We start from the raw sequence: 9,895 nt of genomic DNA, 5'->3' as shown, positions 1-9,895 counted from the left end.
CCGCGTTGCAGCCCATCGCAGGCAAGCCAGCCCCCACAGGGACGGCACCGGCTTGAGGCCTGTGATGACCCTGTGGGGGCTGGCTTGTTTGCGACAGGCTGCAACGCGGCCCGAAATAAATGTCAGACGATGCGGACTTTCAGGGAGCGGCCCTTGATCTTGCCGCTATTCAAGCGCTGCATGGCCTGCTTGGCCAGTGCCCGCTCAACTGCCACAAATGCCTGGAAATCAAAGATCGCGATCTTGCCCACCTGCTTGCCGGGGATGCCGGCATCACCGGTTAGCGCACCGAGGATATCGCCCGGGCGCAGCTTGTCCTTGCGCCCGGCTGCGATGCACAGCGTGCTCATGACCGGCAGCAGTGGCTCGCCGCCTTTGTTCTTGAGGCTGTCCAACAGGTCCCAGCGCAGCGGGCTCTTCTGCAAGGCTTCGATGGCCTGGGCGCGATGGCCTTCGGCAGGCGCGACCAGGCTGACCGCGATACCCTTCTCGCCAGCGCGGCCCGTGCGGCCCACCCGGTGCACGTGGATTTCGGCATCACGCGCCAGTTCCACGTTGATGACCATGTCCAGGCCGTCGATGTCCAGGCCGCGGGCGGCCACATCGGTGGCCACGAGCACCGAGCTGCTGCGGTTGGCGAACATGGTCAGCACCTGGTCGCGGTCACGCTGCTCCAGGTCACCGTGCAGCGCCTGGGCCACGATGCCCTTGGCCGTGAGGTGGGCCACCACGTCCTCGCACTGCTGCTTGGTGAAGCAGAACGCCACGCAGGACTGGGGACGATAATGGGCCAGCACACGGGTCACCGCCTCAAGGCGCTGCTCGGGGGCGATTTCGATGAAGCGCTGCTCGATCTGGTTGTCGGTATGCAGGCTCTCGACCCTGACCTGCTGCGGGTCGCGCATGAAATCGGCCGCCAGCTGCTTGATGCTGGAGGGGTAGGTGGCGGAGAACAGCAAGGTCTGGCGGCGCGCTGGGGTCTTGGCGATGATGCTGGCGATGGCATCGAAGAAGCCCATGTCGAGCATGCGGTCGGCTTCGTCGAGGATCAGCGTGTTCAGGCCGCCCAAAACCAGCGTGCCCTTGTCCAGGTGCTGCTGGATGCGGCCCGGGGTGCCGACGATGATGTGCGCACCGTGCTCCAGGGAGGCGATCTGAGGGCCCAGCGACACGCCGCCACACAGCGTCAGGATCTTGATGTTGTCTTCGGCACGGGCCAGGCGACGCAGTTCCTTGGCCACCTGGTCGGCGAGCTCGCGCGTGGGGCACAGCACCAGCGCCTGGCAGCCGAAGTACCGAGGGTTGATCGGGTTGAGCAAGCCGATACCAAAGGCGGCGGTCTTGCCGCTCCCGGTCTTGGCCTGGGCGATCAGGTCCTGGCCCTTGAGAATGACCGGCAGGCTCTGGGCCTGGATCGGCGTCATCGAGGTGTAGCCGAGGGCGTCCAGGTTGGCCAGCATGGCGGCGGACAACGGCAAGGTGGCAAAGGCGGTGGAATCGGTGGTCACGAGGCGGGCCTACGGTGCGAAGCGAAAAATGCTGCACAGTCTACCAGCCCCGACGCCATTCGCCCTAAGACTCCACGTGCTCTTCCGGACGACGGGCACGCCTTCCGTCCGTCGGCGCCAGTTGCAGGAAGATGGCCGCCGCCAGCATGGCCATGATGCCAATGGTGAAGAACGTCAGCTGGAACGCACCCAGGGTGGTTTCCACGCCTTCGGCGCTGCCTGCTGCCGTGAAACCGCCCAGCAGCGCACCGGCACAGGCCACCCCCAGGCTCAGCGACAGCTGGGCGACCACCGACAACAAGCTGTTGCCGCTACTGGCGCTGGCATCGTCCAGGTCGATCAGCGTCACCGTGTTCATGGCAGTGAACTGCAGGGAATTCACGGCGCCCAGCAGGCCAAGTTGCACCAGCAGCAGCCAGTACGGGGTCTGCTCGGCCACCAGGCCCAGGCCGGCCAGCAGTACGCCCAGCAGCACCGTATTGCCGGTCAGGATGATGCGATAACCAAGGCGTTCGATCAGCGGCCTGGCCACGGACTTGGCGACCATGGCCGCCGCCGCCAAGGGGATCATGCTCATGCCCGCCTGTGCCGGTGAATAGCCAAGCGCTACCTGCAGCAGCAGCGGTACCAGGAACGGCAGTGCCCCGCTGCCCAGGCGGGCGAACAGGTTGCCCAAGATACCGATGGCGAAGGTACGTACCCGGAACAGGCTGGGAGAGAACAACGGCTCCGGGTCGCGCCCGGCCCGCAGCCAGTAGGCCGCCAGGCAGGCCATGCCGGCGAACAGCAGCAACATGACGCGCAAGTGCGGCAGGTGCAGCTCGCCCAGGCCTTCCATGGCGATAGTGATCAGCACCATCGCGGCGCCGAACAGCAAAAAGCCCGGCCCGTCGAACGTAGTGCGCTCGGCGCCGCGCAGGTCGGGTATGAACTTCCAGACGGCGTAGCAGCCCAGCAGGCCGACCGGCAAGTTGAGCAGGAAGATCCAGTGCCAGCTCAGGATCTCCACCAGCCAGCCACCTACCGTCGGGCCCAGCAATGGCCCGAGCAGACCGGGGATGGTGATGAAACTCATGATGCGCACCAGTTCGGTGCGAGGGTAGGCACGCAGCACCACCAGCCGGCCGACCGGCAGCATCAGCGCCCCGCCGAGCCCCTGCACAATCCGCGCGAAGATCAAAAAGCCCAGGCTGTTGGCCACCGCGCACAGCAACGAACCGAAACTGAACAGCAAGATGGCACTGAAAAAGATGCGCTTGGTGCCGAAACGGTCGGCGATCCAGCCCGAGGCGGGGATCAGCAAGGCCACGGTGAGCATGTACGAAATGATCACACCCTGCATGCGCAGGGGGTCTTCGGCCAGGGAGCGGGCCATGGCGGGCAGGGCGGTGTTGAGAATGGTGCCGTCCAGCGACTGCATGAAGAAGGCGATCGCCACCACCCATGGCAGCCAGCGGGCGGTGATGGGGTCGAGCGGGGTGCGTTCGGGCATGACGTCCTCGTCTGTCTGTACTGGCCTCTTCACGGCGAACGCCGCGCCTACGGGGCAAGGCAGGCGTGACGACCGCCATGAAGGGGCCGGCAAATTCCAATCACAATGTCAGCGTCAGCGCTTTGACCAGCGCGCCCGGCAAATGACTCGATCCGGTACTGCGTTGCCCATAGGTACTGGTGGAGAGGATCAGCTCCCGCTCGCACGTCAGCGCCTCCAGTTGGTCGCCCAGCAGGTTGTACAGGCTGTCATCGAAGCGCATCGTGTTGACCGGCCCCTGGATCTGCCCGTCCTGCACCCAGAACGTGGCGAAGCGGGTCAGGCCGGTCATGCGCGCTGCGGGCAGGTCGGAGTAGTTCAAGTACCAGAGGTTACTGATGTAAAGGCCGGTGCCTAGCCGCGCCAGGACCTGTTCCCGGGGTAATTGGCCGGGTGCGAGGCTGAGTGCGCAGGGCGACTCGTAGCTGTCGGCACCATTGGCCAACACCCCGAATTCGGCTGCGCTGCGCGCGCAGGCCAGGCGTTGTGCTGGTTTGCCCTGCTCGATCAGCGCCACGTCCAGGCGCGGTGAACCTTCGTCGGAGAACGCCGGGCTCAATGAGCCGCTGACCTGCTCGGTGAAGCTGATCAGTGGGCTGAGTGTGGCATCACCGCTGTACAAACGCTGCAAGGCACTGCTGCCGGTCGCCAGGGCCTGCGCCGAGAAACCGCCCCAGCACAGCATGCCGGCGATTTCGTCCATGGCCGCAGGCGCCAGGTAGGCGCGGTAGCTGCCGGGTTGGAGTACCACCGGCGCACGCCCCAAGTGGCCCAACTGCGCCCGAGCCTGGCGCAGGCGAGCGGTAAAGTCGTCGGCGCGCCATACCTGCCCGGCATAGTTGGCCTTGACCGCCTGGCCGCTCTCGTGGAACAGGCTCCAGTCGATGTTGAAGCTATTGGCCTGGTGCCAGCCAAAGGCGCCGAATGAGCTGGCGAAACCGCGCCAGATCGGGCCTGCGGCATAAATGCCGACCAGGTCCAGGTCACCGGCTTCCTGTTCCAGCAGGGCCAGCACCTCATTCAGGTCGGGCAGGGCCTGCGTCTGTTGGCTGTCACTGCGCCAGGCACTGTCATTCAGGCTCAGGTACGGGTCTGCTGCCAGCAGTGGCAGCATCTGGCGCAGTTGCGACAGGGCGTCGAGCAAGCGCTGACGGTCCAGGTGCCTATCACCGCTAAGGGTCAGCTGTTGCTCGGCCTGACGACCGGCGTGGATCAGACGCAGGTGAGCACTGGCCTGGCTTACCTCGCCCGCCTGACGGACCTTGGCGTGGTTCAGGCGCACGAACTGCGACTGCTCGGCGCTCAACCCCAGGGTGTAGTGTTCGCCTGCCTGAAGGGCAGAGCCCAGGGTGTCGATGAGGGATTGGAAGGCCTGTTTCATCATGCATCTCCTCCAAACACGTCGATGGCGCTGAACACGCAAGCCGGCGAGGCGTGGCCGACCCGGATCACCTGGTTGGGCTCGCCCTTGCCGCAATTTGGGGTACCCAGGACCTGGAAGGTGCTGCGGTCGCCGACGGCGGCCAGGTTGCGCCAGAACCGTGCGGAGATGCCGCGGTAGTTGGGGTTCTTCACGATGCCCTTGAGTTCGCCATGTTCGATCAGTTGGCCCCATTCGCAGCCGAACTGGAACTTGTTGCGCGCATCGTCGATGGACCAGGACCGGTTGGTGCGCATCAGGATGCCATGCTCGATTCCTGCGATCAGTTGATCCAGGGACTGATCACCCGGCTCGATGTTCAGGTTGGCCATGCGGTCGATCGGCGCCCGGTTCCAGCCGCAGGCGCGGCTGTTGGCCACGCCGCCCAGACCAGAGCGGAACTGGGAAAGGGCACCGCCCAGCGGGCGCAGCAGCACGCCGTCCTGAATGAGAAATTGCTTGCTGGCCGGCGTGCCATCGTCGTCGTGGCTGTAGCTGGCCAGCTCTTCGCTCAAGGTCGGGTCGAAGGTTACGTTCAGCAGGGAGGAACCATATTGCAACCGGCCAAAGTCGGCGGCTTTGACGAAGCTGGTCCCGGCGTAGTTGCGCTCGTCGCCCAGGATGCGATCCATCTCCAAGGGGTGGCCGATGGACTCGTGGATCTGCAGCATCATCTGGTCAGGCATCAACAACAGGTCGCGCACGCCGCTGGGGGTGTTCGGCGCCTGCAGCAATTGCAGGGCCTGGTCGGCAACCTGCCGGGCAGCGCCCCTCAGGCCGCAGCGCTCGATGATTTCGAAGCCACCCTGCTGACCGAAGTTCTCCCTGCCCAGGCTGCGGCTCTGGCTGTCCTGGCCATCGCTGGCCGTCACCGCCAGACCAGGGAACAGAAAGCGCTGGGCCTGGCGCAGTTCGGCACCGGCCGAGTTCAGGTACGTCTGCTCCACCAGGCTCATGCCAAGGCTCGCCTGCCAGTCCACCAGGCGTGAGTCCGACGGCACGCTGGCCGATTCTTCTGCGAGCAGGCCAAGGCAGTCGGCAAGGCCCGGCATGGGCTGGTCGAAATGAGGCGAGAGGTAATCGTGACGCCCGGTGGGCACAGGCTGATCGCGCAGGTCCAGCAGGCTGTAGCGGGCAATCTGTCGAGCGAGGTTTTCAGCCTGCTCCAATGCGCGCTGAAGGCCGCTTTGGGACAGATCGGCCGTGGCAGCGTAGGCCTCCACCCCGTTGATGCGCACGGTCAGCATGGCGCCCTCGTCCTGGCTCAAGGCAGGCGGTTCGGCAACGTTACGGCGCACGGACAAGGCCTGGTGCGACTGTCTGACATGACGCAAGGAAAACAGATCGGCCGTGCTGCGCAGGGCGGCGAAGCGCTGGCGCAGCAGGGTGCTGGAATCGAACATGGACAAGCCTCCGGATACACGGTGGCCCCCTGGAACCACGCGCTGGGCAATGCCAAGGCGGGCCGCGCTACGGGCTCGGGCAATGCCGGGTCATTATGGCAGCCTGCTGATGTGCTGGTCAGGCATTAACGGTCGTTTGCGTTGCTGCGAACCCTTAGTCGGCTTCTTTTTGTATGGCAGCCTTGAGCAGTGCGTGCAAGTGCACTGCCACAGGGTGCGCGGTGTCCGTCAACAGGTAGATGCCGTGCGGGGGAAGCGCCGGCAGATCCTGGTCTTGCAAAAAGACGAGCGCGTCGTCGGCTTCGAGCGCCTCGACGATGCCAACTGCCAGGCCACTTTTGACGCAGGCCAGTACCGCATGCCAGTTGGCACTTTCCAGCAGGATACGGTACGCGATGCCTTTGGCCTTCAATGCCTGGAGCGCTGCCTCCCGGTATGGACAGCCCTTTAATTGCAATGCCAGGGGTAGCGGGCGGCTGTCATCGCGGATGAAGCCCTTCGCGGCAGCCCAACGGGGTTCTGTGGAGCGCAGCCAGTCACCCTGCTGGATCTGCTCGCTGCTGACCGCCACGGCCAGGTCCAGCTGCTGCCTGGCAAACAAGTCCAGCAACTGCGCGCTGGAGCACGCCACAGCTTCCAGCTCCATCTTCGGATTACTGGCAACGAACACCGGCAGACACTCACTCATGAGCGTGGCGGCATAGCCGTCCGGTACTCCTAGACGGACTTTGCCGGTCAGCTGCCGGGGAGACAGCGTCGCCAGCAGCTTGTCGTGGGCGATCAGAAAGCGTGTCGCCTCGCCCAGCAGATGCCGGCCTGCGGGCGTGAGCGCCACCGCCTGGTTGCTACGCGCAAACAGCTGTTGGCCAACCTGCTCTTCGAGCTTTTGTATCTGCGTGGTCACCGCTGAAGGGCTGCGATGGACATAGTCTGCCGCTGCGTTGAAACGACCGAGTCGAGCCACGGCCTGGAAAGTTCTCAACACATTGATATCTAGACCTTTGCCCATGAAACCACCTGATTTGGCTGGATCGAATCAGCACTTCGATTTAATCAACTGTACAGGCTTTATAGCCCCTCTTAACGTGAGGTCAAAGCGTGCGCCACTGCCGAAATGCAAAGGAATGATACGGATGAGCCTGAACGACTTTGTTGTAGACGCTCTTGTGCATACCCCTTCCTATCAACGGGCACGGTTATGGTCCGTCGAAAACCACGAGAAATACTCAACCCTCGCGCCGCCTGAACAGGGCACTCAAGACACCTACCGCTTCAACCACGAGATATTTTTGCTCATGCGCGCCCTCAACGAGCAGGGCTTGAATGAACCTGGCTTGTGCGCCGATGCGCAAGGCAGGGGACCACTGCGCAGCGTTATTGGTGATGTAGCACAACGACTGGCTGCTCTAGGCCGCGACCGCAGTGCTCACTACGTTGAACTAGGGCCGGAACCGGTCAAGAGTGCTTGTTTGCTCAAGCATATGGCTGACACCTGTACGGCCGTTCGCTACACCGCCATCGACATCAATCAGACTTCCGAACCGGCCATGAGGGATGCCCTGTGTCCGATCCTGAGCGCCCAGGGCAGCTTCAACTATATCGCTGCCGACTATCGCACCGTGACCCGCGAAGCGTTGCATCCTGATGAGGACATCACACTGATTACCTTGCTGGGCTTCCAGGAAGGCAATGAATGGCCGGTCAGTACGGGCAGACTGATTCGTACATTGGCCGGCAAAGGGACCTACGTTCTTTCTGAAATGCAGGTATACGAGCCTGGCCTGGAGCAAACCATTCTCGGTTTCTACGCCAATGCCAATATGGTTCAGTTCTCCCGTTTGGTTGCCCTGCAACAAGGTTTCTGCCCCATGGCTGAGCATGAAGCCTTGCTGGTGCCCCTGCGCATACTCGACGAAACCGTTTATGTGGCAGTCACCTTGCAGCCTGTCCTACACGGGCAAACAGAGGGGTTTCTGTTGACCAACATCTGTCTGAAATTCACCCCGGAGCAGTTTCGCCGCACCCGGGCTCGGCATTGCAACTGCAGGGTGGTCGATGAATTTGCCAGCGGTGATGGTTCGGTGCGCTATCAGATCGCTGAATACCTCCAATAGCGTGATCAAACGGAGATAGACGTCATGAGCCATTCGAATACCTTGCCCTTGTTCGAACGCGGCCTGGGCCGAATCAAGCTGGCGCTCAAGTCGACCTTCAAGGGCGCGCCTCGGCCATCAACGGCCTGTTCTGACGGTCACGCTTGCTGGCGGGACGATCTGCTGCAGCCAGTGGGGCCTGCTATTGCAGACATCCGTACGCTGGGCGAACTGGGATACAGCCAGAGCCCACATGCGAGCTTGGCCGTTGATACGATCACAGGGGTTGCGGCGGTTCATCGGCTGTTCACACCTGAGTGCGTCACCATTTTGCAAGACATCTGCGCACGCCTTGAGCACGTGGCAGGTGACAGTGACTGGATCATTTCCCGGCGCACGCGGGGGGTGACGGCACGCTCGCCGTTTATCAACGACATGATGAGCAGCCGTGCATTTCTGTTGGCTGTCTCGCGCATCGCGGGCGTGCCACTGGTGCCTTATCCGATGCTCAATGCCCGCTCGCAGGTCAACTATTACTACCCGAAACCGCCCGAGCAACAGCAGCAAAGGGGCATGTGGCACACCGACGGCACGAACTATGTGTTGAACATCGTGTTAACGGGACCGGCCAGTTATACCGGCGGCGAATTCCTGTATCACAATGGCACAGTCGATACGTTCGACGCCTTGGACTACCGGACCTTCGAAACGGCGCATCTGAACGCATCGGGCGATGCGCTGTTCATCTTCGGCAGTCGGTTGTTCCACGGTGTGCGACCGGTACTCAGTGGGCGACGAATGTCGCTCGTGTTGTCCTTTCATTGCCCTTACTTCAACGACGATTCCAACCGCTTCTGGCACTTGGCGTCGGATGACGGCATCCCTCGAACACTCCCCAATTGGTTAGCCTTGCGATGGGCGCTCCATCGATCGGCAGCCCGTCACTACGCCAGGCTGGGTATCGAACCCATCACCTTCGAAGAATTACGTCAGACAGGGGCGTGACCATGCCTTCGAGTGCGCTCTACATGCTGATCTTGCAAGTTGTCTTTGTCCTGTCCTGGAGTTCCGGTTTCATTGGCGCACGGCTCGGCACGCAGGACGCAGGCGCGGTGAACTTGCTGTTCTGGCGCTTCCTGTTGGTCAGTTGCTGTCTGTTGCCGTTTGTATGGCATCGATTACGCAACCTGTCCTGGGCGCAAGTTCGCTACAACGCGGTCATCGGATTTCTGGCCCAGTTCGCGTACTTGATAAGTGTCTACATTGCCATACGCGGTGGCTTGCCGGCGGGGATAGCCGCAATCATTTGCGCGCTGCAGCCCCTGATCACGGCGGCGATGGGCAGCGCGGATCAGCAGGAGCGAAGCGGCAGGCAGGAGTGGCTTGGGCTGGTACTTGGGTTTGCCGGTGTCAGTGTGGTGATTCTTGGTGAATACCGCCTGTCTTCCACCCGGCTCGAACCCTGGCTGTATGCGCTACCGCTGATTGCCGCGATCACGTTATCGATTGCCACCGTCTACCAACGGCGACAGTCGGTCATGGGCACGGATCACAGTAAAGAAGGCTTGTTGATGCCGCTCTTCCTGCAATCGAGCGCGACGCTGGTACTGCTCAGCGTCACGGGAGTGCCGTTGCGCCTGATTGAGCTGCCCGGCAGCGCTCAGGTCTGGGTGGCGGTGGCGTGGTTGACGTTGTTTTCGACCTTCATCGCCTACCTGAGCCTGTGGATACTTTTGACCAAACTGTCTGCCACACGGGTATCCGCGTTGGTTTACCTGGAACCCCCTGTAACGCTCATTTGGGCGGCGTTGATGTTCGGCGATGCCATTCACTGGACGACCTATCTGGGTATCGCGATAGTCGCCACAGGCATTGCCATCACCCGCACCGCTCGACGTGTGCGGTCGTCAGGGGAGTGTCCGCAACGATGAGCGGGTTTG

General features: G+C 62.6%; 8 protein-coding genes. 3 read left to right on the top strand and 5 right to left on the bottom strand.

Going from position 1 to position 9,895, the window contains the following annotated elements; all coding sequences use genetic code 11:
• Positions 1-122: 122 nt before the first annotated feature.
• The 5 genes from dbpA to B2S33_RS07875 form a co-directional block, all read right to left on the bottom strand.
• Positions 123-1,460 (bottom strand): ATP-dependent RNA helicase DbpA, encoded by a 1,338-nt coding sequence (gene dbpA, locus B2S33_RS07895; protein ID WP_230396040.1) that lies wholly within the window; start codon positions 1,458-1,460, stop codon positions 123-125.
• Positions 1,461-1,572: 112 nt separating this feature from the next.
• Complete coding sequence (mdtD, locus tag B2S33_RS07890) at positions 1,573-3,000, bottom strand: multidrug transporter subunit MdtD (RefSeq protein WP_288650126.1); 1,428 nt, start codon at positions 2,998-3,000, stop codon at positions 1,573-1,575.
• 100 nt (positions 3,001-3,100) lie between these two features.
• Entirely contained in the window at positions 3,101-4,420 is a 1,320-nt protein-coding gene (locus B2S33_RS07885; RefSeq protein ID WP_288650125.1) for a TldD/PmbA family protein, read from the bottom strand.
• Positions 4,420-5,862, bottom strand: a complete 1,443-nt coding sequence (locus B2S33_RS07880) for a TldD/PmbA family protein (RefSeq protein WP_242810026.1) — start codon at positions 5,860-5,862, stop codon at positions 4,420-4,422. Before B2S33_RS07880 ends, B2S33_RS07885 begins: the two co-directional genes overlap by 1 nt.
• Before the next feature lie 154 nt (positions 5,863-6,016).
• Positions 6,017-6,871, bottom strand: coding sequence for a LysR family transcriptional regulator (locus B2S33_RS07875; protein WP_128610984.1), 855 nt, complete (start codon positions 6,869-6,871; stop codon positions 6,017-6,019).
• On the opposite strand from B2S33_RS07875, the gene B2S33_RS07870 reads away from it, so the two are divergent.
• From B2S33_RS07870 to B2S33_RS07860, 3 genes are read left to right on the top strand one after another with little or no spacing between them, the layout of a single operon-like run.
• Positions 6,870-7,976 (top strand): hypothetical protein, encoded by a 1,107-nt coding sequence (locus tag B2S33_RS07870; RefSeq protein ID WP_230396000.1) that lies wholly within the window; start codon positions 6,870-6,872, stop codon positions 7,974-7,976. The two genes, B2S33_RS07875 and B2S33_RS07870, sit on opposite strands and share 2 nt — an antisense overlap.
• A 24-nt stretch (positions 7,977-8,000) precedes the next feature.
• The gene (locus B2S33_RS07865; protein WP_027913998.1) at positions 8,001-8,960 is read left to right on the top strand and encodes a hypothetical protein; all 960 of its coding nucleotides are present in this window, start codon (positions 8,001-8,003) and stop codon (positions 8,958-8,960) included.
• 2 nt (positions 8,961-8,962) lie between these two features.
• Positions 8,963-9,886: a DMT family transporter gene (locus B2S33_RS07860; protein ID WP_110606953.1), complete on the top strand. Its 924-nt coding sequence runs from the start codon at positions 8,963-8,965 to the stop codon at positions 9,884-9,886.
• Positions 9,887-9,895: the final 9 nt, after the last annotated feature.

Source organism: Pseudomonas sp. UBA5568, from assembly GCF_002425525.1.
Lineage (GTDB): Bacteria > Pseudomonadota > Gammaproteobacteria > Pseudomonadales > Pseudomonadaceae > Aquipseudomonas > Aquipseudomonas fulva.
This window is presented reverse-complemented; position numbering and strand designations above follow the sequence as displayed.

Coding starts and splice junctions, on each gene's coding strand:
- dbpA (WP_230396040.1), bottom strand. CDS start 1,460: ATGCTGGCCAACCTGGACGCCCTCGGCTACACCTCGATGACGCCGATC.
- mdtD (WP_288650126.1), bottom strand. CDS start 3,000: ATGCCCGAACGCACCCCGCTCGACCCCATCACCGCCCGCTGGCTGCCA.
- B2S33_RS07885 (WP_288650125.1), bottom strand. CDS start 4,420: ATGAAACAGGCCTTCCAATCCCTCATCGACACCCTGGGCTCTGCCCTT.
- B2S33_RS07880 (WP_242810026.1), bottom strand. CDS start 5,862: ATGTTCGATTCCAGCACCCTGCTGCGCCAGCGCTTCGCCGCCCTGCGC.
- B2S33_RS07870 (WP_230396000.1), top strand. CDS start 6,870: ATGAAACCACCTGATTTGGCTGGATCGAATCAGCACTTCGATTTAATC.
- B2S33_RS07875 (WP_128610984.1), bottom strand. CDS start 6,871: ATGGGCAAAGGTCTAGATATCAATGTGTTGAGAACTTTCCAGGCCGTG.
- B2S33_RS07865 (WP_027913998.1), top strand. CDS start 8,001: ATGAGCCATTCGAATACCTTGCCCTTGTTCGAACGCGGCCTGGGCCGA.
- B2S33_RS07860 (WP_110606953.1), top strand. CDS start 8,963: ATGCCTTCGAGTGCGCTCTACATGCTGATCTTGCAAGTTGTCTTTGTC.